Origin of the sequence: Gluconobacter sp. P5B12, from assembly GCF_018812035.1 — a bacterium.
GTDB lineage: Bacteria > Pseudomonadota > Alphaproteobacteria > Acetobacterales > Acetobacteraceae > Gluconobacter.
Genome location: NZ_JACRVV010000012.1, coordinates 1 through 24,897 on the forward strand (window position 1 = coordinate 1; position 24,897 = coordinate 24,897).

A 24,897-nucleotide genomic window follows, 5' to 3' on the forward strand; every position below is an offset into this window, starting at 1 on the left:
GGCTGGGGCGGACCGGGTTGGTTCGGTTACGGCTGGGGTACGCCGGGCTGGGGCGGCGGCTGGGGCTGGGGCGGCTGGGGTGTTGGTGCTGCCCTTGGCGTTGCAGCCGGTATGGCGATCGAAGGCGCTGCCAATTCCTATCCCGGCGGATACTACCCTGGCGGGTATCAGGGGGGTGTTCCTGCTGGCGGGTATGCCGTTCCGCAGGGATATTATGGAGCGCCAGCCTACTACGGTGGTGCCCCGCCTTATACTTGGGGGTATTGAGGCGGGAGTATAAAGGCGCGGCCTTTTCGTCAGTCAGTGACGAAATCGGCGGCGCGGTATCCCTGAGCGAACAGATGTGCGCGCAGACCTGAAAAATTGATCTGCGTACCAATCACCTTCTTCACGTTCGGTTTTGCGTGGAAGGCCAGACCCAGCCCGGCGCTGGCCAGCATTGGAATATCGTTCGCACCGTCACCGGTTGTGAGCGCAGCACGAAGTTGAACGCCCCGCTCAGTTGTCAGGGCTTCTAGGTGAGTCAGCTTTGCATCTGGCCCCAGAACCGGGCCGCCGAGCTTTCCGGTCATCTTGCCATCAACGATATCAAGAATATTTCCGTGGTTTTCGTCGAAGCCACACAGCTCTGCCACACGTTGTGTGAACCATGTGAAGCCACCTGACACCAGAGCCGTGCGCGCGTTGTGCTTGCGCATGGTCTGCACGAGCTCTTTTGCGCCGTCCGTCAGGGTTACAGTCTTCCAGACGTCTTCCAGAACAGACGCTGATTTTCCTGCGAGCAGAGCAACGCGTTGTTCAATGGACGTTTCAAAGTCGATCTCTCCATTCATGGAGGCTCGGGTGATGGCCGCAACCTGCTCGCCTACACCAAGAGCTGCGGCCATTTCATCCAGCGTTTCTCCCGTCACGATGGTGCTGTCCATGTCTGCGACGAGAACAGCTTTACGACGGCCACGAGTTTTCAGCAGCAGTGTGTCGACCTGATAGGGGGCCAGCGTTGCGCGGATTGTTGCGGCGCTTGCGGCGCCGGGCCCAGGCGTAGGGCATGGAATATCGACGGCTTCCCCTTCAGACAGAACGATAGGGGCTTTGCCTTTCACCAGAGAGCGGGCGACGTCGATGGCTTCTGGTTTGAGGGGGCCAGCCTTGCGGTCGGCAATGAGTGTCAGAACGGAAGGAAGGGACATAAGCTCTCGTAACGATCCAGCGCGTGTGGCAGGAACAGGGGAATGAACGCCCCAAAGACAGCAATCATTGTGGCTGGCCCGACGTGCTCCGGCAAGTCTGCTCTGGCTCTTGATCTTGCGCGGACCTTCAATGGAACAGTGATTAATGCTGATTCCATGCAGGTTTACCGCGATCTTCATATTCTCACAGCGCGCCCTGATGCAGCGGATGAGGCGGCTGTTCCGCACCGTTTGTATGGTGTTTTGGATGCGGCGACGCCGGGAAGTGTGGCCTGGTGGCGCGAGCAGGCTCTGACCGAAATGGACGCGGCCTGGAGGGCTGGTCGTCTGCCAATTCTGTGTGGAGGTACGGGCATGTATCTCCGCGCTCTTACAGATGGTCTCGTGGAAGTGCCTGACCCGGGGGAGAGCGCGCGACAGGAAGCCCGAACGCTGGCGCAGGACATTGGCCCGGCAGCTCTGCATGAGAAGCTGTTGGAGGTAGATCCGGAAACTGCCTCCACGCTGCGCCCGAATGATACGCAGCGTATCTCCAGAGCATGGGAAGTCTGGCGTGGGACGGGGCATGGTCTTGTCTGGTGGCGGGTTCAACCCGGTCTGCCAGCGGCTCCCTGCCGATTTGTTTCCGTTCTTCTTGATCCGCCACGGGAGGAATTGCGGGCGTCTCTTGATGCCCGCTTCGGCCAGATGCTTGAGGCTGGGGCGCTGGATGAAGTGCGTCAACTTGTTGCACGGGGGCTGGATTCTGTATTGCCAGCCATGCGCGCGCATGGGGTTCCTGAGCTTGCTGCGGTGTTGCAGGGTGACGTGACGATCGAGGCTGCGCGACAGGCTGCTGTTCTGGCGACAGGCCGATATACGCGCCGACAGGCGACGTGGTTTCGGCATCATGCCTTGGGATCAGAGGGTAATTCGATGGTTTCGTTTCGTAGATACACCCCATTTGCGCAAGAATCGAAAACAGAACACGAAAAAATTGAGAATTTTATATCTGAGCGAGTTGACGAATCCTACAGAACTGTCCTAAATCCCGCGCCTCATACCCCTTAGGAGGATACGGTGACGGCTTCTGCTGAAAGAGACGCAACAACAGGCAACGAGGCGCTGAATGGCGCGGAGGTGCTTCTGCGCGTTCTCGATGAACAGGGCGTAGAGGTAGTCTTTGGCTATCCGGGGGGCGCTGTCCTTCCAATCTACGATGCGCTCTTCAAGCAGGACCGTATCCGCCACATTCTTGTCCGTCATGAGCAGGCTGCCGTTCATGCGGCTGAGGCCTATGCGCGTTCGACGGGCAAGGTTGGTGTTGTTCTGGTGACATCCGGTCCTGGCGCAACCAATGCCGTGACCGGTCTTGTCGATGCGCTGATGGATTCGATCCCGCTGGTCTGCCTGACCGGTCAGGTGCCGACGAAGCTGATTGGCAATGATGCGTTCCAGGAAGCGGACACAACGGGCATTACCCGCCCGGCCACGAAGCACAACTATCTGGTGCGGACGCCGGGCGCTCTGGCCCAGACTGTGCGTGAAGCTTTCGAGGTGGCGCGTTCCGGTCGTCCGGGGCCTGTGCTGGTTGATCTGCCCAAGGACATCACGGTTGGTCAGGCTCCGCTGACGGCGCCTGCCATGTCCCGGCTGAAGCGTTTCCGCCATCAGGGTGGGCCGGATGCAGAGGCGATTGCCCGCACGGTCGAGGCCATGAAGACGGCCAAGCGCCCGCTGTTCTACACGGGCGGTGGTATCATCAACTCCGGTCCCGAAGCGTCTGAGCTGCTGCGTCGTCTGGCGCGCAAGACGGGTTTCCCGGTGACGTCCACGCTGATGGGGCTGGGAGCGTTTCCGTCTCCTGATCCGCAGTTCCTCGGTATGCTGGGCATGCACGGGTCTGTTGAGGCGAACATGGCCACGCATGGCTGTGATCTGCTGATCGCTCTGGGTGCGCGTTTTGATGATCGCGTGACGGGCCGTGTGGACGCGTTTTCGCCGAATTCGTTCAAGGTTCATGCGGATATTGATCCGAGCCAGATCAACAAGATCATCCGTGTGGATGTACGTCTGGAAGGTGATGTTCGCGATACGCTTCAGGCGCTGCTGGACGCATGGGACGATACGCTGGCACCTGATCTGAGCACATGGTGGAACCAGATTGCGTCCTGGCGCAGCGTGGATGGCTTCGGCTTCACGCAGGACATGACGCCGTCTGCGGTGATCCGTCCGCAGCATGCCGTTCGTCGCCTGTACGAAATGGCGATGGAAACGGGGCGTGACACGTTTGTGTCCACCGAGGTCGGCCAGCATCAGATGTGGGCGGCCCAGCACTTCCAGTTTGCCAAGCCGAACCGCTGGCTAACGTCTGGTGGTCTGGGAACGATGGGCTACGGTTTGCCAGCTGCTGTGGGCGCGCAGGTTGCGCATCCGGATGCGCTGGTGATTGATATCGCGGGTGAGGCCTCGACCCTGATGAACATTCAGGAACTGGGGACGATTGCGCAGTATCGTCTGCCAGTGAAGATCTTCATCCTGAACAACCAGTATATGGGCATGGTGCGCCAGTGGCAGGAACTGCTGCATGGGTCACGCTATTCCCAGTCTTACAGCGAGGCGCTGCCAGATTTTGTGAAGCTGGCAGAAGCGTTCCAGGCAACCGGGATGCGTGCGACCTGCGTGGGTGAGCTGGACGATGTCATCCGCCGGATGCTGGAGCATGACGGTCCTGTCATCGCGGATATCTGCGTGGCGGAAAATGAAAACTGCTACCCGATGATTCCATCGGGTGCGGCCCACAACCAGATGCTGCTTGGCCCGGATCAGGATTCCGCAGCCGCAGGTCTGACCGAAGAAGGGATGATGCTGGTCTGATGACGGAGACAATCCAACATTCGGTCATCTCGGTTCTTATTGAGGACGAGAGTGGCGCACTGGCCCGCGTGGTGGGTCTGTTTTCAGGCCGGGGCTACAACATTGAGAGCCTGACGGTTGCGCTGGTGGATGCCGAGCGCAGCCTGTCACGCATTACGGTTCTGACGTCGGGCACCCCGCAGGTTATTGAGCAGATCAAGGCGCAGCTGAAGCGTCTGATTCCGGTTCATGCGGTCTGTGATCTGACGGAAGAAGGCCCGTATGTGGGCCGTGAGCTTGCTCTGGTGAAAGTCGTCTCCCGCGGCGAAAACCGTACGGAAGGTCTGCGGATTGCAGATTCCTTCCGGGCGCGCCCGGTTGATACGACGGCCACCAGTTTTGTGTTCGAACTGACGGGGTCTCCCTCCAAGATCGACGCTTTTATCGAGTTGATGCGCCCCCTTGGCCTGGCTGAGGTTTCGCGCACGGGGATTGCGGCCATTGGTCGTGGCCCTTCTGTCTTTCACGTTAACGAGGAACATGTCTGATGCGGGTGTATTACGATCGCGATGCCGATCTGAATCTGATCAAGAGCAAGAAAGTCGCGATCATTGGCTACGGCAGCCAGGGTCACGCTCATGCCAACAACCTGCGTGACAGCGGCCTGACCGACATTGTCATTGGCCTGCGTCCGACGTCCTCTGCCGTCAAGAAGGCAGAAGAGGCTGGTTTCAAGGTCATGTCCCCGGACGAGGCTGCTGCCTGGGCCGATGTGGTCATGGTTCTGACGCCGGATGAAGGCCAGGGCGCCCTGTACAAGGACAGCCTTGAGAAGAACCTGAAGCAGGGTGCAGCTCTTGCATTCGCACATGGTCTTTCCATCCACTTCCGCATCATTGAAGCCCGTCCGGATCTGGACGTGTTCCTGATCGCCCCGAAGGGCCCGGGCCACACGGTGCGTTCCGAATACCAGCGTGGCGGTGGCGTTCCGTCCCTCGTTGCTGTGGCTCAGAATGCTTCTGGCAAGGCTCTGGACATCGCTCTGTCCTACGCTTCCGCAAATGGTGGCGGCCGTGCAGGCATCATCGAGACGAGCTTCAAGGAAGAAGTCGAAACCGATCTGTTCGGTGAGCAGGCTGTTCTGTGTGGTGGTGTCGTTGACCTGATCCGCGCTGGTTTCGAGACGCTGGTTGAAGGTGGCTATGCCCCGGAAATGGCTTACTTCGAGTGCCTGCACGAAATGAAGCTGATCGTGGATCTGATCTACGAAGGCGGCATTTCCAACATGAACTACTCCATCTCCAACACTGCGGAGTATGGTGAGTACGTGACGGGTCCGCGCATCATCACGCCGGAAACGAAGGCTGAGATGAAGCGCGTTCTGACGGACATTCAGGATGGGACGTTCGTTCGTAACTTCATCCTTGAGAATCAGTCTGGTGGCGTTGGCTTCAAGGCTATCCGCGCTCGCAATGACGCTCACCAGATCGAGAAGACCGGTGAGAAGCTGCGTGCGATGATGCCGTGGATTGCCAAGGGCAAGCTGGTCGACAAGGCCAAGAACTGATCTTTACGGATTAGATCCCCTTAGTCGCTATCGGCTAGGGGGTATGAAGAGCACGCATTGCGAGGCTGAGATATTTCAGCCTTGGAGTGCGTGTTTTTTTATGCGCTGTGCAGTAGAGGACGCTGAATTTCTAGCCAAGGGTCAGCGTCCATTGCTGAGGCAAAAAGACGTTGAAGTGAAGGGTGATCCCAAAGGCCTGCCGCTTTTTTGGATGTTCTGAGAGCGGTTTTACCCCTGATTCCCAAAAGATAGTTCTTGTTTAGGGCGACCGGCTACGGGGGATGGGTCGGCAATGTCGGCCCTGCTTTTTCAGGGAATGTGACATATTCGCGAATCAGGCCAGAAAACCCTTGCATCCGCAGGAAGGGGGCTCTAACTACCGCGCTTCTTGGCCCAAGGGGGCGATTTCGCCCAACAGGCTGTCTACTGGTTTGGGGGTACGTGATGAACGCACTTGCTCAACTGGGGATGGTATCGGAACTCCCGAGAGATATCCAGAACAGCGCTGCTCACTCTGTTGAAGAGGAGCGCAAAGACTACTTTATTGAACGGGATGGCGAACGCTATGCCGGTAATCATCTGCTGATCGATTTCTGGGATGCCCGGAATCTTGATGATCCAGCACGGATTGATGAGACGCTGCGCGAGGGTGCTATTGCAGCCGGTGCAACGATTCTGCACAGCCATTTCCATCACTTCACGCCGAATGGTGGTGTGTCTGGTGTTCTGGTTCTGGCGGAAAGTCACATCTCGATCCACACATGGCCAGAGCGTAATTACGCTGCGGTAGATGTGTTCATGTGTGGCGCCTGTGATCCGAATCTTTCGATTCCGGTCATGCAGCGCCTGTTCCAGGCTGGCCGCATCGAAGTCGATGCCGTACGCCGTGGACGCGTGCAGGACAGGAACGCTAGCGCGGCCTGACTCTCGGATAGGGGCCAGCCGAGCCGGCTGGTCTTTACTCTGCTATTCAATCCCGACAAGGAACCGATGACCATGGCTGAAACATGGATCAACGAGACCCTGTACCCGGACTGGGGACAGCGTTTTCTCGTAACGCGCGAGCTCGCGCGCGTAAAATCTGATTTCCAGGACATTGTTGTCTTTGAAAGCTCCAGCCATGGCCGTGTGCTGGTTCTGGATGGCGTTATCCAGATCACGGAACGCGATGAGTTCGTTTATCAGGAAATGCTGACGCATGTTCCGATGCTGGCCCATCCGTGTGCGAAGCGCGTTCTGATCATTGGTGCGGGTGATGGTGGCGTTCTGCGTCGCGTTCTTGAGCACAAGACCGTTGAAAAAGCCGTCATGGTGGAAATCGATGGTGCTGTGATCGAACTGTCCAAGCAGCACCTGCCGAACATTGCGGGCGATGCCTGGAACGACCCGCGCGCTGAAGTGATTGTTGGTGACGGTATCGACTATGTTGCCAAGGCTGCTGACGGCTCTTTTGACGTCATCATCGTGGACAGCACGGATCCGATCGGCGTGGGTGAAGTTCTGTTTACGGACGAATTCTACAGCAACTGCGCACGTATCCTGTCGGATGAAGGTCTGATCGTGAACCAGTGTGGTGTCCCGTTCATGCAGTCTGATGAACTGTATGAGACGAGCCTGCGTCGTGCGAAATTCTTCCCGCATGTTTCAGCTTATGTTGCCGCTGTCCCGACTTATGTCGGCGGTTTCATGACGCTGGGTATGGCTTCCAAAGGCCAGGCTCCGAACACGCAGACGCTGGAGCAGATCCGCGGCCGTGCAGACGCAGCCAAGATTCTTGGCACGACACGCTATTGGACGCCTGAAATTCACGTCGGCTCTTTTAATCTGCCGCCGTATATTGCCGAGCATCTTCCTAAGACGGAGAAGTAAGGCCTGATCCTTCGCTCTTTTAGGAGCGAGGGATCTTAAAGACAGCTTTCGAGGCTGCTGCTCATGCGTTCCAGAAGCGTAATGAGAATACCTCTTTCCAGCGGAGTGAAGCCTTTGAAGGCTTCTTCGCTGGCCCCTTCCATAATCGGAATAACCTGCTGGCTTTTAGTGAGGCCGACTGCTGAAAGTCGGATCTGACTGACGCGTTTGTCGTCCGGATCGGGTTCGCGTTCGATCAGGCCGTCCCGTTCCATGCGTGCCAGAAGCGTTGCCATGCCGGGCTGTTCAATCCCTGCGAGTTCGGCGAGCACCTTTTGAGTAAGGACTTCACCTTTTCCGAGTGCCAGGAAGACCGGGATTTGGCCTGCGCGCATACCGGCAGGTTTGAGTTTCTGTTCCATCAGGCGCGTGAAAAGGCGCCCGGTCTTACTTGTTAGCGAGCCTATGGAGAGGCAAGGGGCCTGATTTTGCATGAGGAACTGCCTTCAGGTGGATAATGTGGATAACATACATAACATGTTATGTATTTAATCTGAAAAGACTGTTCGTATCGTAAAGCGGTTTTCCTGATCTCTTTGGAAATCAGGAAAACGAGAGGAACCGCTTAGGGCGTAGAGGTATGTGGTAGGGGCTTGCACTGATGGTCGCGATACAGACTCCATTCTTCACAGGTCTGTCCGGAGGGAAGGTGACACATCCCAATCTGTCCTCCCGGCTGACTGATAATTTCCAGAGTTCCTCCCCGCTTTGTGCAGGAGACACTGGCCGGGTTTGCCAGACCTATGAGATGTGGCTTTTGCGGTTGCTCCGCGCTGCATGCAGCCAATAGGAGAAGAGTGGCGCCATAGACGCTGTTTTTGAGCGAGAAGCGCATATCAGGGTGCCGTCCTTGTAAAGAAGCGGACGTTGTTTTCCTTGGCGCCAAGGGTTTTTACAGCCTCTGCGAATTTCTGGAAGTGCGGCGTTTTGAGGTGCACATCAAAGGCAGCCTGATCGCGATAGGTTTCGACAAGCACAATGAGATTCGGATCTTCGTTGGATGTCATCACGTCAAAGCTATGGCAGTCGGGCTCGTCCGCGTTTGAATGCTTGCTGTCATAAGCGCACATTTCAAGGAATTTTTCCCGATTTTCTGGGGGGATGGACAATTCTGCAATGACAGTCAGTTCGCCAGCCATGAAAGTTCTCCCGTTCTGGTTACAAAGGTATGCGGCAATCGTAACGCAGAACTAACCGTAACGATTGCGAAGAGATCAGGAAACTGGCAGGATCGAGTCCGACCAATACGGGAGAGACTGGCCTTCATGGCTGGCGCCGAAGGAGCAACCGCCCCGGAAACTCTCAGGCCAAAGGACCGAGTTGGTCGGTAAATTCTGGAGAGAGGTGCGCCTGACGTACCCGCCGACGGGATAGCGATCTCAGGCGAAAGGACAGAAGGGGCGGCGTTATCCGGAAACTCCGGGCGCGTCTGCACCTTCACGTTCTGACCGGGCCGGACCTACCCTATGACCGACTCTCTCCAGCGTACTCCTCTCCATGCTCTCAATCTGGAACTTGGCGCTAAAATGGTGCCATTCGCGGGTTATGAGATGCCGCTTCAGTATCCGGCCGGGCTGATGGCCGAGCATCTGCACACGCGTAGCAAGGCTGGGCTTTTTGACGTCTCCCATATGGGGCAAATCCGGATTGCTGCCAGAAATGGTGATGTCCGGGACGCTGCGCTCGCACTCGAAAGCCTGATTCCGGCTGACTATGCGGGGCTGGCGAAGGGGCGGCAGCGTTACGGATTTCTGACGAATGACGCTGCAGGCATTCTGGATGATCTGATGGTCGCCAATATGGGTGATGATCTGTTCGTCGTGGTGAATGCGTCCTGCAAGGAGCAGGATGCGGCGCTGATTGAAGCGGCTCTTTCTGACCGTTGCATTGTGACGCGGCAGTTTGATCGCGCGCTGATGGCGCTGCAGGGACCTGAAGCTCAGGACGCTCTGGCTCCTCTTTGCCCGGCAGCGGCAGAGATGCGCTTTATGGACGTGATCGAGACGGAGCTTGCTGGTGTTCCGGTGACGCTGTCGCGCTCGGGTTATACTGGGGAAGATGGTTACGAAATTGGCTGTGCAGCCGCGGATGCGGAGACTGTTGCGCGGGCGTTGCTGGCTCAGCCGCAGGTTCTGCCCATTGGGCTTGGAGCCCGGGATTCGCTTCGTCTGGAAGCGGGGCTTTGCCTGTATGGCAATGATATCGATACGACGACCACGCCGATTGAAGCGTCTCTGGCCTGGGCTATTCAGAAAGCCCGGCGCGAAGGGGGCTCTCGTGAAGGAGGCTATCCGGGGGCGGAGATCGTTCTGCGTCAGGCTCGTGAAAGTGTCAGCCGCAAGCGTGTTGGCCTGATGGCGGAGGGGCGTGCGCCTGTTCGTGCGGGGGCGAAGCTTTTTGCGGATGCGGAAGGCCAGAAAGAGATCGGTCTGGTGACGTCAGGGGCGTTTGGCCCGACGGTCCAGGCGCCGGTGGCGATGGGATATGTCGCAACAGATTACGCAGGGAATGACACGGCACTGTTTGCCGAACTGCGTGGAAAATTCGTTCCGGTTCATGTTCGGGCGATGCCGTTCGTGGCGCCCGGTTTCAAGCGTTAAGCCAAGGAAAAGCAGCGATGACGACTTATTATACCAAATCGCATGAATGGATCCGTCTGGACGGGGAAGAAGCAACTGTGGGCATCACGGCTCATGCTTCTGAAGAGCTGGGCGAATTGGTGTTCGTGGAAGCCAAGGACGAGGGTACGGACGTAGCGGCTGGCGATGCTGCTGCGGTTGTGGAATCCGTTAAGGCGGCGTCTGACATCTATGCTCCGGTTGCCGGTGTGCTGTCGGGCTTCAATACGAAGCTGTCCGACGAGCCGACGCTGGTTGGTAATGACCCGGAAGGTGAGGGCTGGATCTTCAAGATGAAGGTTTCCAACCCGGATGACGTGACGTCCCTTCTGACGGCAGAGCAGTACAAGAGCCTCTGACGTTCTGTGATGGGTCTGGCTTTTGCCGGACCCATTTTTCTTTCCCTGCCCATCAAGATTTCCAGAGAACGATACCGTGACGATCCTGTGGCCTGAACAGACCGAAGACTTCAGCTCCCGCCATATTGGCCCACGCTCCTCTGAAATTGCGGAGATGTTGCAGACGATTGGGGCGTCCAGCCTTGAGGATCTGATTGATCGGACGGTTCCAAAAGCCATTCTTGATCGCGGCGACCACGGGATTGGCGCGGCGCTGACGGAGCAGCAGGCTCTGGCGCGTCTGCGGGAGATTGCGTCCCGGAACCGCGTTCTGACGTCCATGATCGGGCAGGGATATTACGACACGGTTCTGCCGCCTGTGATTCAGCGCAATATTCTGGAAAATCCGGCCTGGTATACGGCTTACACGCCTTATCAGCCGGAAATCAGTCAGGGACGCCTTGAAGCGCTTCTGAACTTCCAGACGCTTGTGGCTGATTTGACGGGGCTCGATATTGCCAATGCGTCCCTGCTGGATGAGGGCACGGCCTGTGCAGAGGCGATGGCGCTGGCCAAGCGTGTCTGCAAGTCCAAGTCCGACCGGTTCTTCGTAGATGCTGATACGCATCCGCAGACGCTGGCTGTTCTGAAGACGCGGGCCGAGCCGCTGGGCTGGGAGATTGTGGTTGGTGATCCGGCGACGGATCTGGATGCGGCGTCTGTGTTTGGTGCGCTGCTCTCCTATCCGGGGTCGTCCGGCGCTGTGCGTGACCCGCGCGGTGTGATTGAGGCTGTTCATGCTCAGGGCGGTATTGTTGCCGTAACGTGTGATCCGCTGGCTCTTGTGATGCTGGAAAGCCCGGGGGCTCTGGGCGCGGACATCGCCATTGGGTCCATGCAGCGTTATGGTGTGCCGATGGGCGGTGGTGGCCCACATGCCGGGTTCATGGCGACGAAGGATGCTTACAAGCGGCACATGCCGGGGCGTCTGGTCGGTGTGTCCCGTGATAGCGCCGGGCGCCCGGCGTATCGGTTGGCGTTGCAGACCCGTGAGCAGCATATCCGCCGCGAGAAGGCGACGTCCAACATCTGCACGGCGCAGGTTCTGCTGGCCGTCATTGCGTCCATGTATGCGGTGTATCATGGACCGGAAGGGCTGAAGGCGATTGCGGGGCGTACGCATCGTCTGGCGGCTATTCTGGCTGCGGGGCTGAAGGCTCTGGGTGTGACGGTTGAGACGGAAACGTTCTTTGACACGCTCACGGTTCAGGTTGGCTCCGAAGCGCAGGGCATCATTGCTAAGGCTTTAGACGCCGGGATCAATCTGCGTGATGCGGGCGTAGGACGAATTGGTCTGTCTTGTGATGAGACGACAACGCCGGCGACCGTTCGGGCGCTGTGGCAGTGCTTCGGGGCAGATGAGGCGCGTGTTGCGGTTCTGGAGCGCGAGCTTTCTGTTGAAGAAGGTCTGCCTCAGGCGCTGTCCCGTCAGGCGGCTTTGCTGACGCATCCGGTGTTCCATGTTCATCGTTCGGAGACGGATCTGCTGCGGTATATGCGGTCTCTGTCTGACAAGGACCTTGCGCTGGACCGGACGATGATTCCGCTGGGTTCCTGCACGATGAAGCTCAATGCGACGGCGGAAATGATTCCCATCACCTGGCCTGAATTTGGGCGGATTCATCCGTTTGCGCCGAAGGATCAGCAGGCTGGGTATGCGGAACTGTTTGCGTATCTGGAGCGGACGCTGTGTGCGATTTCCGGCTACGATGCTGTGTCGCTTCAGCCAAATTCTGGTGCGCAGGGTGAGTTTGCGGGCCTTCTGGCGATCCGTGGGTATCATCAGGCGCGCGGAGATATGGATCGGGATGTGTGCCTGATTCCGGCGTCCGCCCATGGAACGAACCCGGCTTCCGCCCACATGGTGGGGATGCGTGTTGTTGTTGTGGCCTGTGACAGCAATGGCAACGTTGATGTTGAGGATCTGAAGGCGAAAATTGCGCAGCATGACGGCCGTGTGGCGGCCATCATGATTACCTATCCGTCCACGCATGGTGTGTTTGAGGAGCGGATTGTCGAGATCTGTGATCTTGTTCATGCGGCTGGTGGGCAGGTTTATCTGGATGGTGCGAACCTGAATGCGCAGGTCGGTCTGGCGCGGCCGGGTCTGTACGGGGCTGATGTTTCGCATTTCAATCTGCACAAGACGTTCTGCATTCCGCATGGCGGTGGTGGACCGGGCATGGGGCCGATTGGTGTGGGCAGCCATCTGGCGCCGTATCTGCCGGGACAGAACGGAATTGCCGTTTCTGCTGCGCCTTATGGGTCAGCGTCCATTCTGCCGATCTCTGCGGCGTACATCATGATGATGGGCGATGACGGGCTGCGCCGGGCGACGGAAATAGCCATTCTGAATGCGAACTACATCGCGGCGCGTCTGGAAGCGCATTACCCGGTGCTTTATCGGGGCAGCAATGGCTTTACGGCGCATGAGTGTATTGTTGATCTGCGGCCAATCAAGGATGCAGTTGGTGTGACGGTGGACGATATTGCCAAGCGTCTGATTGACCATGGGTTCCATGCCCCGACGGTCAGTTTCCCGGTGGCGGGGACATTCATGATCGAGCCGACAGAATCTGAGGGGAAGGTCGAGCTGGATCGGTTCTGCGATGCGATGATCGCCATTCGGGCAGAAATTGCAGATGTGGAAGCGGGGGCAGTTGCCGTAGAGAATAGTCCGCTACGGTTTGCGCCTCACACGACGGCTGATTTGGCCGGTGAGTGGGGTCGCCCCTATGCGCGGGAGAAGGGCTGTTTCCCGGGTGGGGTTAACACGTCCAAGTACTGGTCGCCTGTCGGACGGCTGGATAACGCGTGGGGCGACCGGAATCTGGTGTGTTCGTGCCCGGATATTTCGACTTACGCAGACGCGTAATATTAATCTGTTTTGTGAGTAAAAAAAAGCGCCCTCAAAAGGGGCGCCTTTTGTTATCGTCCATCAGGATGTGACGGTGACCCACTGTGCAGACGTCAGTTCTGCCAGACGCGCCGGGGTGAGCATGACGGAGGCATTGGTGGCACCTGCCTTAAATGCGCGAAGAGACTCATCGCAATAAACGGGAAGTGGCTCTGATAGTCCAAAGGGGCAAACGCCGCCGGGCTGATGGCTTGTAAGTGCCAGCACCTCGTCTCCGTTAAGGAAGCGGGGGCGCCCTCCCAGAGCGTCTTTTGTCAGACGATTATCCAGACGTTTGGTTCCTGCCATGACAATCAGGGCAATTTTAGCCTGTGGCCCTGACCCGACCTTCACGCCGAGTGTTTTGGCAATCTGGTCGGGTTCGACATTGTGTGTGGCAGCAGCCTCTTCAACGGTAGCCGTGGAACGCTCCGTCACGATGATGGAGAGATCAGGCGCGCGCTGGGCGAGATCAGTCCTTACGCTTTCAAGACTCATGAATAGGTGCCTCCGGAAACTTCAGGAAGATGTTTCATGTGAAACATGGGGAGATTTCAGAAAACGTATCTTGTAGAAATGACAGCGCACAGGGGCGAGGGCCATCAGTTTACCGATGGGAACCAGCTCCTGTATCTTTTTTTGTGAGGAAAACATCGTGAGTCATGCTGCCTGTGTTGTCGCCATTCTAACTGTATCGTCTGACCAGGCACGAGAACTGGAGCTGGAACTGGTACGCTGCATTGTTGCATCCCGTGTGGAAGAAGGCTGCCAGCGCTACGTAATCAGCCGCGATCAGGACCATGCAGGACGCTTCACGGCGGAGGAGCGCTGGGCTTCGACTGAGGCTTTCGAGCAGCATTTGGAGACGCCGCATTTCCGGTCTCTTGCCGCGTTGCTGGATCGTCTGGACGCTTCGGTGCAGTTGATGAAGGTGACGCCGCTTGATGAAATCAGTGACGCGATCTGAAAGCTGTTTCAATTCCAGCGGGAATATGTCTCTTCTGGTGTGTCGCTGTTGGGGCGGCAAACCATGCACGAAGGAGAGACACCCATGACAGCAACCGTAACATTTCAGGTCGAAGGCATGTCCTGCACAGGGTGTTCAGGCAAGCTCCAGAAAGCCCTTGAAGCTGTTCCTGGCGTTTCTGCTGCGGATGTGACCCTGGAGCCAGCACAGGCTGTCATTCAGTATGACGATGCCAAGGTTTCTACGGCAGCGCTGAAAGAGACAGTGGAAGACGTTGGCTTTGACGTCGTTGGCTGACTGAGAGATTGCCTTTGGCGGTCAGAGCCTGAGGTGCAGGCTCTGAGCTGCCATAATGAAGTGGACGCCTGTTGTATTGCCCGCTTCCAGTTCTTCATGAATGCGCAGAACGGGATCTTGCTGGCGTCTGAGTGTCGGTTTGACGTGCGTAATTACGACGGGCAGATTTTTGAGCGAAACGCCTGCGATCTGCTGAAGGTCTTCCAGTTCTGCCTCTACCCAGTGCGGCGTCAGATGTCCGTACAGGTGGCTATCGGAAATCGAGTTGTCATAAGAGCACTCTATCATGATGGCATGGAGATGTTTCTGACGCGCAAGAGGCGCGATAGCCTGCCAGAGACGATGCAGGTGATCTGAGTGCTGTGGGGCGTCTGGCCCGGTATCTCCGAGATAGAGCAGGGCGTCTTGGCCGTTTGTGAGCAGAAATGCTGTCGATTCCACACCACCGTGGTTCAATGGATAGGCCTGAACCTGCAAAGATGTCCCGGGAATGAGTGTTGGCTTCTCGGGTGTTAGATCGTCATAGCGGTATGTGCCGAGCCGGGGTTTGACGCCTTGGTCGCCCATGTTGGGCCAAACCTGCCAGTTGAAGATATGGTCTGCGAGAATGGCATTGACGGATGCGAGAGCCATGATCGGTTTGGGTGTGTCATCCGGGGAGATGGCGACCAGACCAGCAATATGATCCAGATGAGCATGGCTGATCAGATAGGCCGCAATGGTCGTGCGAAGAATTTCCCCTTCCGGAGTCAGTGTTGCGGACTTGAGGGAAAGGGTTTTGAACGCCCCCACTTTTACGGCGTCTTTCAGGCCATGCAGAACTGTTCCCGCATCGCAGAGAACGCCTTTATCAGAACCTTCAGGCCGGATCAGGTAGGCGCTTAACGTTCCGTCATCCAGGCCCCCGGCGGCTCCCAGTACGACGATATCAAAGTCTGAGGCCTGCGCTATGGAGCCACAAAGAAGCAGAGGGAGAGCGGTTAGAAGTCCCTTCAGGACGGGGGCGATGCGCATGAGCGGACGTTCTTTTCCGTGAGGAGGGGCTATTTTCGATAATGCGGCAGCGACAGTCCCTTGAGAAGAGCAAGTGCGCGAAGGGCAAACCCTGCGAAAATGGCGATGGCAGCTGCCAGTGTGGTGTCACACCCTGCTTTTGTCAGGAGGACATAGCTGCACGATGAGAGGGCAACGGCCGTAACATACAGTTCTGGACGAATGATGATGGATGGGACGCCAGCCAGAACATCGCGAAAAATGCCTCCCATGCAGGCACTGACAATTCCCATCAGAGCGGCTGGAACCGGTGGGATGCCATAGGCAATGGCTTTGGCTGCGCCATATACGCCATAAGCTGCAATCCCCATTCCGTCGAACCAGTCTACGGCGCGCTCGGACCAGAGGCGACCTGGCGTGAACCAGACGAGCAGGGCGCAGACCATGCAGACCGTGATGCCAGTGGAGTTGTGCATCCATGAGACAGGTGCACCGATCAGTAGATCGCGCACGGTTCCACCGCCAACACCTGTAATGGCGGCGAAGAACATGAAGGTCAGGATTGTCAGGCGTTCCCGTGCTGCGGCGAGGGCTCCTGAAACGGCGAAGACGGCCGTTCCGGCAATATCCAGAATGGGCAGGACAGAAGTTGAGAAAGCCTCGAAAGCGGGATGCATCATGACGGGTGCCGTAACAGGGAAAGCGGGTACGAAAAAGCCCGGCGCAAAGGCCGGGCTTCTCCGTTTTGCAGAAGTCTGCTCGGATTAGACCGAGTAGTACATCTCGAACTCGACCGGGTGGGGTGTGTGTTCGAACTTGTAGACTTCAGGCCACTTGATGTCGATGTAGCTCTCGATCTGGTCCTTGGTGAAAACGCCGCCTTCGAGAAGGAATGCGTGATCTTCCTTGAGGGCTTCAAGGGCTTCACGGAGCGAACCGCAGACCGTCGGGATCTGAGCAAGCTCTTCCTTCGGCAGCTCATACAGATCCTTGTCCATGGCGTCGCCAGGGTGGATCTTGTTGCGGATGCCATCAAGGCCGGCCATCAGCATGGCTGCAAACGCGAGATATGGGTTTGCCATCGGGTCCGGGAAGCGGACTTCAACGCGCTTTGCCTTCGGGTTCGTGGCGTGCGGGATACGACACGAAGCTGAACGGTTGGCAGCGGAGTAAGCCAGCAGGACGGGCGCTTCAAAGCCTGGGATCAGGCGCTTGTAGGAGTTGGTAGACGGGTTCGTGAACGCGTTCAGAGCCTTGGCGTGCTTGATGATGCCGCCAATGTAGAACAGTGCGTCTTCGGACAGGTCCGCATACTTGTCGCCAGCGAAGGTTGGCTTGCCGTCTTTCCAGATGGACTGGTGAACGTGCATGCCGGAACCGTTGTCGCCCGAGATCGGCTTCGGCATGAACGTGGCCGTTTTGCCGTAGGAGTGGGCGACGTTGTGCACGCAGTACTTGTAGATCTGCATGAAGTCAGCAGATTTCACGAGCGTGTCGAACTTCGTGCCAAGCTCGTGCTGGGACTGTGCAACTTCGTGATGGTGCTTCTCGATCGGAAGACCCATTTCGCCCATCGTGGAGAGCATTTCGGCGCGGAGGTCATGCTCGCTGTCCACTGGCGGGACCGGGAAGTAACCACCCTTGACGACAGGGCGATGGCCCATGTTGCCTTCCGGGTAGGCCTTCAGAGAGGCGCCTGGGCCTTCGATGCTGTCGAGCTGGTACGTGCCGAAGTTCGGACCAGTGCCGAACTGGACGTTGTCGAAGATGAAGAACTCAGCTTCCGGGCCGAAGAAAGCGGTATCGCCGAAGCCGGCTTCCTTCAGATAGGCTTCTGCAAGCTTGGCTGTGGAGCGGGGATCACGATTGTAGAAATTGCCTGTCTTGGGATCAATAATGTCACAGAACAGGATCAGCTGCGGCTTTGCGGAGAACGGGTCCATGACGGCCGTTTCCGGATCTGGCAGCAGAACCATGTCGGACTCGTTGATCGCTTTCCAGCCCTGGATGGACGAGCCATCGAACATGAAGCCTTCAACGAACGTGTCGTCTTCAATGGTGGAGACCGTCTGGGTCGTGTGGTGCCACTTGCCCTTGGGATCGGTGAAACGCAGATCGACGAACTCAGCCGCATGTTCCTGGATCATCTCGAAAACGCGGGCAACGGCCTCGGGCTTCGGTGCTGGTGGCTTGCCAACTGCGGCGGTTGTCTTGGGGGAAGCAGCCTTGGCGGAAGCGCGGCGTGGAGCTGCAGCTTTCGGTTTGGCGGTGGAGGAAGTAGGGGCTTTTCTGGCCATCGATCTGTCGCCTTGCATCGTGTGAACGGCTTCAAAACGATTACGGGACAATTTCCCATCTGTCGAGTACGACATACACCTTCATTTCATCATCAATTGAAGAAAGAAAGTGTCTCAAAATGGCACTTGGCCTGATTGGACGCGTTTTTCTGGCCGATCAGGGATGGGGAAGCTCTGACTTGCCGGGGTGTTGTCCGATCGGGAAAATTTTATTGATCGGGAATTCCATAGTTACTGTGCGGGTACTGATTCCAAAAAAGACGTTTGTTCAACTGAGAACGTGAGGTGAGGACCAAAGCGCAGGGAATGGCTTTTCAGGACGTGCGGGTCCTGCAATGGTGAAGTCTCTCTTCCGTTCCATGTCTTAAAAGCGCTGGTCCATGAAAACGCCCAATACCTATCTGTCCTCGCTGCCCACGACCGTTTTCACGATTATGTCTCAGCTTGCTGCCAAGTATGATGCAATCAATCTGGGGCAGGGCTTTCCGGACACTGAAGGCCCGGCGGATATTATCAACGTCGCGGCTGAGGCGCTGAAGGATAATAGAAACCAGTATGCGCCGCTAACGGGGTTGCCGGAGCTGCGGCAGGCTGTCGCTGAATCAAACCAGCGTTTTTATGGGCTTGAGATTGATCCGGCGACAGAAGTTGTTGTGACGTCCGGAGCAACGGAAGCTCTGGCAGCCTGCCTGATGGCTGTTGTGGAAGCTGGTGATGAAGTGGTTCTGATCGAACCCCTCTATGACACCTATCTTCCCATGCTCAAGATGATCGGCGCAGTTCCCAAGTGCGTCCGTCTTCAGCCGCCACACTGGAAGCTTCCCGAAGAAGAGCTTCGTGCAGCTTTTGGCCCCAAAACGAAAGCCATGATCCTGAACTCTCCGATGAACCCTGCGGGCAAGGTCTTTTCACAGACTGAACTTGAGCTGATTGCAGGATTGGTGAAGGAACATGATGCATATGTGATCTGTGACGAAGTTTACGAACACCTGACGTTTCACGTGAAACACATTCCCCTCATGACGCTTCCTGACATGCGGGAGCGCTGCATGCGCATTGGGAGCGCAGGCAAGAGCTTCTCTCTGACGGGCTGGAAAGTCGGGTATGTCACGGCTCCTTCGGCTCTGGCGTCTGTGGTTGCCAAGGCTCATCAGGTGCTGGTGTTTGCCACGGCTCCTAATCTTCAGCGCGCTGTGGCGCATGGTCTGAATAAGGACGACAGCTACTACAAAAGTTTGTCCGCTGACCTGGAATTGCGCCGAGATATTCTTGTTGAAGGACTGCATCGCCTCGGTTTTGAAACACTTCCCGCAGATGGAAGTTATTTTGTCGTGGCGGATACGTCACGTCATGCTCAGGGACGAACGGATGTGGAATTTGCCGAATGGCTGGTTGAGCACGCAGGCGTGGCAACAATTCCGGTCTCTGCCTTTTATGATCCGGAGGGCGTTGAACCGCCACGCAACATGATCCGCTTTGCATTCTGCAAGAAGCCGGAAATTCTTCAGGAAGCCCTGCGTCGCCTCGAAAAAGCACTCACCTGAAGGCGGCCTCTTTCAATTCGCGTGCTATGACCCATTTCTAGTTCTTCACCATCCTCTCAGCCAGGAGATTACCCCGATGTCCATTGCCGCAGACGCGCTGGGAGCCCTTGCCACAACTGATGCCCTGTTTTTTGACCGCCCCGGTTCCCGACTGACGCGGGAGGGGGCTGAAGCGCTGGTTGCACAGGGATTGGCCGGGGTAGATGATGGAGAACTGTTTCTCGAATACCGCGAAAATGAGGGGATCTCTCTGGATGACGGGACAATCCGATCCGCGAGTTTCACAACCTCTTCAGGCTTTGGTCTGCGCGCGGTTCTGGGAACGGAAACGGCTTTCGCCCATTCTGATGAAATGAGTGAAGACGCTCTGGCACGTGCTGTTAGCACGGTCGGCGCCGTGCGACAGGGACGAAGTGGCGTGATGGCGCAGGGCCCGCGATCAACCAATCAGCGGCTCTATTCTGACTCCCGACCGCTGGAGGGAACTGACTTTGCAGCGCGTGCGGCAGTTCTGGGCGAAATAGATGCCTATGCCCGTGGTGTGGATACCCGCGTTGTTCAGGTCAGTGCCAGTCTGAGTTCCGAGTGGCAGGCCGTGCAGATCATGCGTCGCGCGGATGCTGGAGATCGCGTTGCGGATCTTCGTCCGCTGGTCCGTCTGAATGTATCGGTCGTGGTTGAAAAGGACGGTCGTCGCGAGAGTGGCAGTCATGGACAGGGGGGACGGTATGAACTGGATCGTCTTCTGGATGGCGCAACATGGAAAGCCGCAGTTGATGAAGCTCTGAGGCAGGCTCTGCTGAACCTCGATGCAGCGCCGGCACCTGCAGGAGAAATGGATGTGGTGCTTGGGCCAGGATGGCCAGGTATTCTGCTTCATGAAGCTGTTGGCCATGGTCTGGAGGGGGACTTCAACCGGAAGGGAACATCCTCCTTCACCGGCATGGTTGGGAAGCGGGTGGCTGCTCCTGGGGTGACGGTTATTGATGATGGCACACTGCCGGAGCGTCGGGGATCTTTGAGCATCGACGATGAAGGGACTCCAACAGGACGGACTGTTCTGATCGAAGACGGTATTCTGACGGGCTATTTGCAGGATCGCCTGAATGCCCGTCTGATGGGTGTGTCTTCTACGGGAAATGGCCGTCGGGAATCTTACGCTCATGCTCCTATGCCACGTATGACAAATACGGTGATGCTTGAAGGAACAGCGACGACCGACGAGATGATCCGCTCTACAAAGCGTGGACTGTATGCCGTCAACTTTGGCGGTGGTCAGGTTGATATTACGTCCGGGAAGTTCGTTTTTGCCGCGTCTGAAGCTTATTTGATTGAAGATGGAAAAGTGACGCGCCCGGTGAAGGGGGCGACGCTCATTGGAAATGGTGCAGATGCCATGAACCAGATTTCGATGATCGGGTCAGATGTGGCGCTTGATCCAGGAATTGGGACATGCGGCAAAGCTGGTCAGGGCGTTCCTGTCGGAGTGGGGCAACCGACGTTGAAGTTGTCTGGCCTGACGGTAGGTGGCACAGCCTGACAGGGTAAAGCTCTCCGGCTTCCCGGCTCTTAAAAGTAGCCGTAACTCATTTCCGGATATTGCAGCTCAGGAGTTCACGTTGTGAAAGGAGCTCCACCATGGGGCATAATTACGCCAAGCCACTGACCAGTCAGGTTCGTATGGAGCGGGTGCTGAGCCGCTTGCCTGAAGACTGGTCTATTCGCATTGAACGTGAGCCGGGAAAAGGGTGGCGCGCCTGGATGCAACCGCCGACGCACTCAGGTCAGTGGAGCGAGCCGCACAATGACTTGGCTGATGCGTTGGAGGAAGTGTGGCGTGCAGTCCGGTAAGTCTTAGAAAGCCGGGTGGTAAATCAGCATGGCGAACACACGGTTGACGAGGGGATAGACCAGAAACTGGATTGCCAGTAGCAGGACCATCGGCGCGAAATCCATGCCGCCTGTGCTGGGAAGGATATTTCGAATAGGGGCCAGAATAGGCTCGACGACGCGCGCGAGGGTGTTGAAGAGCGAATAGAAAAACCGGTTACGAATATCCAGCACGCCAAAGCCCAGCAGCATGGACAGGATACAGTAAGCCAGAAGAGCCCATACGAATGCCTGAATGATCATCAGGATAATGGCGTGCAGGGCAAGCATGCTGAAAACCTCGTCGGAAAACGCGGAAGACCGGGTAAGCGGCCAGCCAGGAACAGGTTTTGTATCTGCCTCGGCGAGACAGGACAACCTCATCTGGATTGCTTGACAGAAACCGGGCTGATGGGAACTATCAAAAGTGCCATGGGGCTGTAGCTCAGTTGGGAGAGCGCCTCGTTCGCAATGAGGAGGTCAGGGGTTCGATTCCCCTCAGCTCCACCATGGTAATTCCAGAAATTCAGTCCGGTGCAAACAGGCCTAAGTCAAGATGATGGCCATTTGAGTAGTTCAGGCCTTGGATACGTCCATATTCCACGACGCTGAGGTCCGTCCGGTTAAGGGCATCACGAAAAATCTTTTCGTCCTTGCGGTCTACGAGAGCAAGGGTGCAGCGAGGGTTCTGTTGGAGGTAAGCTGCTGCTGCTGCCGGGCCGATCAACTGCGTGTGTTCACCTACGAGGAAAACAAGGCTTGGCTCGGAATAGGACGTCGAGACGAGTACAGTCTGAGCGCACGGTTTTACGTCTTCAAAAAGTGCCGCCACTCGTGGAGCCAGTCGAATGGTTTGAAGGTTTGGGATGACAGCCAGGAAGAGGCCGGCTTGTGCAATGACAGCGGCTCCCATCGCGCAGAATGCAGCCTGCTGCCGATGATTGCGCATCAGGAGAAGAATTCCTCCTCCCATGAGAGGTAGTGCTCCACAGAGAGCCAGGCCTTCACGGATCGAAAACATGTGCTCCATTTTATACAGCACGACCGTGCCAGCGAAGCAGAACGCCAAGCCGACTATCCCCCATATAACGCCGTAAAGTCCGAGGGCGATTTTGCTCCATTTGGAAAGAGCTGGACGACCCCAGATCGTTAGAGCCGCGGCAGTCAGGATTGCAATGGCCGGATATGTTGGGAGCACGTAATGCGGAAGCTTCGTGGCGATTAGTTCAAAGACCAGCCAGTGCGGGATAATCCAGCTCAGCAAAAACCGGACCTGCGGCAGTTTGCGATTTTTCCAGACTGAAGGAATTGCCAAAGCAGCAAAAAAAGATCCAGGCCAGAATGCCAGCGCAAAAACAATAAGATGGAACCCTGGTGGCAGGCCGTGAGCTTCCTGGCCATGTGCCACTTTTCCCAGAAAGTTACGGCCAATGGCGCGTGAAAAGAAGTCCCCATGACTGACAACATCAATCGCGACACACCACGGAACGACTACGGCAAGCATGAGCAGCCAACCCCAGCGTGGACGCAGTCTGGACCACCATTCTCGATCACGTTCGACAGCCCATAGGGCCAGTGGGGTACAAAAGCCTGGAATGAGAACAACAGGGCCCTTGAGCATTAGGCCGACGCCCAACGCCAGCCAGTAACCACAGGCAACCCAGACGGATGTCGGACTGTTCTTCTGACGATCGAGAAATGCCTTCAGAAGCATTGCTTCAAAGCACATGATATCCAGGAGTAGGACTGTATCGATTGTCGCCATATGGCTTTCGGCGACAAAGAGCGTCGAAACCATCAGGAGGCCCGCAGCCATCAGACCGGTGACCGCCCCGAAAAGTGCGCTTCCCATCCAGGCTGTCAGGGGGATGATAAGGGCGGCGGCTATGAGGCTTGGAATGCGATAGGGCCAGGTTTTTCGAAGAACGTCTGAGCCAAAGAGTTCTTCCGCAATTTTTGCAGAAGAGGCTTCAAGCCAGTAGATGCCAGCCGGCTGCAAATAGCGTGGCTTGTCCTGAAAGCGGACGTCTACGAAATTTCCGGACGTGAGCATCTGCTCTGACGCTTCCATATAACGTGGTTCGTCACGATCCAGCGGGGGCAATGTCATGCGTCCCGGCAAGGCAAGCAGAAAGGTCACTAGCCCGAGGAGGGCATAATGCCGGAATGTCAGTTTCATGCAGAGGCTCCGTTCCGGTCCATCAGAGAATGGTGGCCGGAAAGTGTCTGAAAGGCCATCCTCGTTAAAGGATGGATCAGTGTTCGGTCAGACGATCGGGCAGGTGGGTTCGGTTTTGCAGCCACATGACACCCAGAAGATCACGGATGCCAACAAGAGCCCGATTGAAGTTGGTATATTTTGATGAGCCGTGCAGACGAGCACGGTGCTGAACTTCATGGCAGATCAGCGGGGCGCCATAGTGTCCAAGGAGGGCCGGTAGAAAGCGATGTACACCCTCAAACTGCGGAATACGCAGGAACATCTCGCGAGAGAAAAGCTTGAGAGGCGCCCCGGTGTCCGGGCAACCATCATTTAGGAGGCGGCGGCGTAAGCCGTTGGCCAGCTTTGTGGCAATGCGTCGTGAAAGACGGTCATTTCGCTTACGACGAACTCCTACCACCAAGGGTGGCTTAGAGTTGGTGTTACGCGCCAGTTCGAGCATACGGATGATGGAGGAAGGGTCGTCCTGGCCATCGCCGTCTATGGTTGCCATCCATTCGCCGTAGGCCGCCGTCGCTCCAGTTCTTAGAGCTGCGGACTTTCCAAGACGACGTGGGTGACTGATGATTCTGAGGCTTGGAAGATACTGACGTCGTGCTTCAAGAAGCTTCTCGACGGTTGCATCCGTGCTGCCATCATCAATGGCAAGGATTTCAGTATTTTCAGGGAGTCGACCAAGAACTCCTGCGAGCTCCTGACAGACAGGAAGAATATTGTCCGCCTCATTCAGGACAGCCATGACAATGGAGAGAGTCACGGGTGTCGGGGATGGGCGGACGGATGTCATAAGCTCAGGCCGCAGAACGGCGCAGCGCTTCCGGAAGGTTCTGAATGCTCTGCTCAATCAGCTTAGCAGCAACGTCCGGGCTTTCGGAAAGACGGGAGGCCACAACATCGCGAGCTGCCGAGATGGCAATGGCTGTTGCGCGCTCTTGAACTTCACGGATTGCAGCGCGCTCTGCGGCTTCAATCCGGTCGTGCGCCATCTTCTCGTAACGGCCGGCCGCTGCTTCTGCTTCGTGACGGGCGCGTTCTGCCAGAGCAGCAGCTTCCGTCTCTGAGCGGGCAATCATGGCCTGCGTTTCTGCCAGCGTCTTCTCACGCTCGCGGGTCGCATCTTCGAGCATCTGCTCTGCCTCACGCCGGAGACGGGCTGCCTCGTCCAGATCGCGGCGAACGCCTTCTGCACGGGCATCAAGATGGCTCGTGATGACGGCCCAGAGCTTGCGACCAAAGATCACGAAGAAGAGGACAAATGCCAGAGCAGTCCAGAAACGGGGTTCTTGGAACATCGTCG

Annotated in this window: 26 protein-coding genes, 1 tRNA gene, 1 pseudogene and 1 riboswitch; of the genes and pseudogenes, 16 read left to right on the forward strand and 12 right to left on the reverse strand. The window is 56.9% G+C overall.

Annotated elements, in window-relative coordinates; genetic code table 11:
- Positions 1-267: pseudogene (locus KP702_RS14985) on the forward strand (hypothetical protein); the annotation flags it as partial.
- Positions 268-296: 29 nt separating this feature from the next.
- Here the strand turns inward: KP702_RS14985 and serB are convergent.
- Positions 297-1,190 (reverse strand): phosphoserine phosphatase SerB, encoded by an 894-nt coding sequence (serB, locus tag KP702_RS14990; RefSeq protein ID WP_202206849.1) that lies wholly within the window; start codon positions 1,188-1,190, stop codon positions 297-299.
- 42 nt (positions 1,191-1,232) lie between these two features.
- On the opposite strand from serB, the gene miaA reads away from it, so the two are divergent.
- From miaA to speE, 6 genes are all read left to right on the forward strand, one after another.
- Positions 1,233-2,240, forward strand: coding sequence for a tRNA (adenosine(37)-N6)-dimethylallyltransferase MiaA (gene miaA / locus KP702_RS14995; RefSeq protein ID WP_202206848.1), 1,008 nt, complete (start codon positions 1,233-1,235; stop codon positions 2,238-2,240).
- A gap of 9 nt (positions 2,241-2,249) precedes the next feature.
- A complete protein-coding gene (gene ilvB, locus KP702_RS15000; protein ID WP_202206847.1) occupies positions 2,250-4,046 on the forward strand; it encodes a biosynthetic-type acetolactate synthase large subunit in 1,797 nt (598 codons plus the stop codon).
- The gene (gene ilvN, locus KP702_RS15005; RefSeq protein WP_064275493.1) at positions 4,046-4,573 is read left to right on the forward strand and encodes an acetolactate synthase small subunit; all 528 of its coding nucleotides are present in this window, start codon (positions 4,046-4,048) and stop codon (positions 4,571-4,573) included. The genes ilvB and ilvN overlap by 1 nt, the downstream gene beginning before the upstream one ends.
- Positions 4,573-5,592 (forward strand): ketol-acid reductoisomerase, encoded by a 1,020-nt coding sequence (ilvC, locus tag KP702_RS15010; RefSeq protein ID WP_046900379.1) that lies wholly within the window; start codon positions 4,573-4,575, stop codon positions 5,590-5,592. Before ilvN ends, ilvC begins: the two co-directional genes overlap by 1 nt.
- Before the next feature lie 444 nt (positions 5,593-6,036).
- A complete protein-coding gene (gene speD / locus KP702_RS15015) occupies positions 6,037-6,516 on the forward strand; it encodes an adenosylmethionine decarboxylase (protein WP_046900378.1) in 480 nt (159 codons plus the stop codon).
- Positions 6,517-6,588: 72 nt separating this feature from the next.
- The gene (gene speE, locus KP702_RS15020; RefSeq protein WP_046900377.1) at positions 6,589-7,461 is read left to right on the forward strand and encodes a polyamine aminopropyltransferase; all 873 of its coding nucleotides are present in this window, start codon (positions 6,589-6,591) and stop codon (positions 7,459-7,461) included.
- A 35-nt stretch (positions 7,462-7,496) separates the two neighbouring features.
- Here speE and KP702_RS15025 read toward each other — a convergent pair whose 3' ends face one another.
- The 3 genes from KP702_RS15025 to KP702_RS15035 all read right to left on the reverse strand — a co-directional run bounded on the left by KP702_RS15025 (position 7,497) and on the right by KP702_RS15035 (position 8,639).
- Positions 7,497-7,934 (reverse strand): MarR family winged helix-turn-helix transcriptional regulator, encoded by a 438-nt coding sequence (locus KP702_RS15025; protein ID WP_202206846.1) that lies wholly within the window; start codon positions 7,932-7,934, stop codon positions 7,497-7,499.
- 131 nt (positions 7,935-8,065) lie between these two features.
- Positions 8,066-8,335, reverse strand: a complete 270-nt coding sequence (locus KP702_RS15030; protein ID WP_202206845.1) for a DUF333 domain-containing protein — start codon at positions 8,333-8,335, stop codon at positions 8,066-8,068.
- Between the two features lies 1 nt (position 8,336).
- On the reverse strand, positions 8,337-8,639 hold the full coding sequence (locus tag KP702_RS15035) for a putative quinol monooxygenase (protein WP_086634734.1): 303 nt from the start codon (positions 8,637-8,639) through the stop codon (positions 8,337-8,339).
- 98 nt (positions 8,640-8,737) lie between these two features.
- A riboswitch (glycine riboswitch) is annotated at positions 8,738-8,828 on the forward strand.
- Between the two features lie 138 nt (positions 8,829-8,966).
- Between KP702_RS15035 and gcvT the strand changes: the two genes are divergently transcribed.
- The 3 genes from gcvT to gcvP all read left to right on the forward strand — a co-directional run bounded on the left by gcvT (position 8,967) and on the right by gcvP (position 13,391).
- Positions 8,967-10,100 carry a glycine cleavage system aminomethyltransferase GcvT gene (gene gcvT / locus KP702_RS15040; protein ID WP_202206844.1) on the forward strand — a complete coding sequence of 378 codons (1,134 nt, stop codon included), beginning with the start codon at positions 8,967-8,969 and terminating at the stop codon, positions 10,098-10,100.
- A 17-nt stretch (positions 10,101-10,117) separates the two neighbouring features.
- Complete coding sequence (gcvH, locus tag KP702_RS15045) at positions 10,118-10,477, forward strand: glycine cleavage system protein GcvH (RefSeq protein WP_048842819.1); 360 nt, start codon at positions 10,118-10,120, stop codon at positions 10,475-10,477.
- A 76-nt stretch (positions 10,478-10,553) separates the two neighbouring features.
- Positions 10,554-13,391, forward strand: coding sequence for an aminomethyl-transferring glycine dehydrogenase (gcvP, locus tag KP702_RS15050; protein ID WP_202206843.1), 2,838 nt, complete (start codon positions 10,554-10,556; stop codon positions 13,389-13,391).
- Between the two features lie 63 nt (positions 13,392-13,454).
- Here the strand turns inward: gcvP and KP702_RS15055 are convergent, their stop codons facing one another.
- Positions 13,455-13,910 carry a YbaK/EbsC family protein gene (locus KP702_RS15055; protein WP_215769313.1) on the reverse strand — a complete coding sequence of 152 codons (456 nt, stop codon included), beginning with the start codon at positions 13,908-13,910 and terminating at the stop codon, positions 13,455-13,457.
- A gap of 157 nt (positions 13,911-14,067) precedes the next feature.
- Between KP702_RS15055 and KP702_RS15060 the strand changes: the two genes are divergently transcribed.
- On the forward strand, positions 14,068-14,379 hold the full coding sequence (locus KP702_RS15060) for a putative quinol monooxygenase (RefSeq protein ID WP_373687866.1): 312 nt from the start codon (positions 14,068-14,070) through the stop codon (positions 14,377-14,379).
- 84 nt (positions 14,380-14,463) lie between these two features.
- A complete protein-coding gene (locus KP702_RS15065) occupies positions 14,464-14,676 on the forward strand; it encodes a heavy-metal-associated domain-containing protein (RefSeq protein ID WP_046900368.1) in 213 nt (70 codons plus the stop codon).
- Between the two features lie 21 nt (positions 14,677-14,697).
- On the opposite strand, the gene KP702_RS15070 is transcribed toward KP702_RS15065, so the two are convergent.
- The 3 genes from KP702_RS15070 to glnA all read right to left on the reverse strand — a co-directional run bounded on the left by KP702_RS15070 (position 14,698) and on the right by glnA (position 17,816).
- Positions 14,698-15,690, reverse strand: a complete 993-nt coding sequence (locus tag KP702_RS15070) for an MBL fold metallo-hydrolase (RefSeq protein ID WP_202206840.1) — start codon at positions 15,688-15,690, stop codon at positions 14,698-14,700.
- Between the two features lie 29 nt (positions 15,691-15,719).
- On the reverse strand, positions 15,720-16,349 hold the full coding sequence (locus KP702_RS15075; protein WP_064275503.1) for a trimeric intracellular cation channel family protein: 630 nt from the start codon (positions 16,347-16,349) through the stop codon (positions 15,720-15,722).
- An 84-nt stretch (positions 16,350-16,433) separates the two neighbouring features.
- A complete protein-coding gene (gene glnA, locus KP702_RS15080; protein WP_064275530.1) occupies positions 16,434-17,816 on the reverse strand; it encodes a type I glutamate--ammonia ligase in 1,383 nt (460 codons plus the stop codon).
- 530 nt (positions 17,817-18,346) lie between these two features.
- Here glnA and KP702_RS15085 point away from each other — a divergent pair.
- From KP702_RS15085 to KP702_RS15095, 3 genes are all read left to right on the forward strand, one after another.
- A complete protein-coding gene (locus tag KP702_RS15085; RefSeq protein WP_215769315.1) occupies positions 18,347-19,510 on the forward strand; it encodes an aminotransferase in 1,164 nt (387 codons plus the stop codon).
- 76 nt (positions 19,511-19,586) lie between these two features.
- Positions 19,587-21,050 carry a metalloprotease TldD gene (gene tldD / locus KP702_RS15090; protein ID WP_215769316.1) on the forward strand — a complete coding sequence of 488 codons (1,464 nt, stop codon included), beginning with the start codon at positions 19,587-19,589 and terminating at the stop codon, positions 21,048-21,050.
- A 98-nt stretch (positions 21,051-21,148) separates the two neighbouring features.
- Complete coding sequence (locus KP702_RS15095) at positions 21,149-21,361, forward strand: hypothetical protein (RefSeq protein ID WP_215769317.1); 213 nt, start codon at positions 21,149-21,151, stop codon at positions 21,359-21,361.
- A 3-nt stretch (positions 21,362-21,364) separates the two neighbouring features.
- Here the strand turns inward: KP702_RS15095 and KP702_RS15100 are convergent, their stop codons facing one another.
- A complete protein-coding gene (locus KP702_RS15100) occupies positions 21,365-21,763 on the reverse strand; it encodes a YggT family protein (RefSeq protein ID WP_235271739.1) in 399 nt (132 codons plus the stop codon).
- Positions 21,764-21,813: 50 nt separating this feature from the next.
- Between KP702_RS15100 and KP702_RS15105 the strand changes: the two genes are divergently transcribed.
- Positions 21,814-21,889 (forward strand) — tRNA-Ala (locus KP702_RS15105).
- A 16-nt stretch (positions 21,890-21,905) separates the two neighbouring features.
- On the opposite strand, the gene KP702_RS15110 is transcribed toward KP702_RS15105, so the two are convergent.
- The 3 genes from KP702_RS15110 to KP702_RS15120 all read right to left on the reverse strand — a co-directional run bounded on the left by KP702_RS15110 (position 21,906) and on the right by KP702_RS15120 (position 24,892).
- A complete protein-coding gene (locus KP702_RS15110; protein ID WP_215769318.1) occupies positions 21,906-23,558 on the reverse strand; it encodes a glycosyltransferase family 39 protein in 1,653 nt (550 codons plus the stop codon).
- Positions 23,559-23,634: 76 nt separating this feature from the next.
- Positions 23,635-24,387, reverse strand: a complete 753-nt coding sequence (locus KP702_RS15115; RefSeq protein ID WP_202206835.1) for a glycosyltransferase family 2 protein — start codon at positions 24,385-24,387, stop codon at positions 23,635-23,637.
- A 4-nt stretch (positions 24,388-24,391) separates the two neighbouring features.
- Positions 24,392-24,892 (reverse strand): ATP synthase subunit B, encoded by a 501-nt coding sequence (locus KP702_RS15120; protein ID WP_046900360.1) that lies wholly within the window; start codon positions 24,890-24,892, stop codon positions 24,392-24,394.
- Positions 24,893-24,897 lie beyond the last annotated feature (5 nt).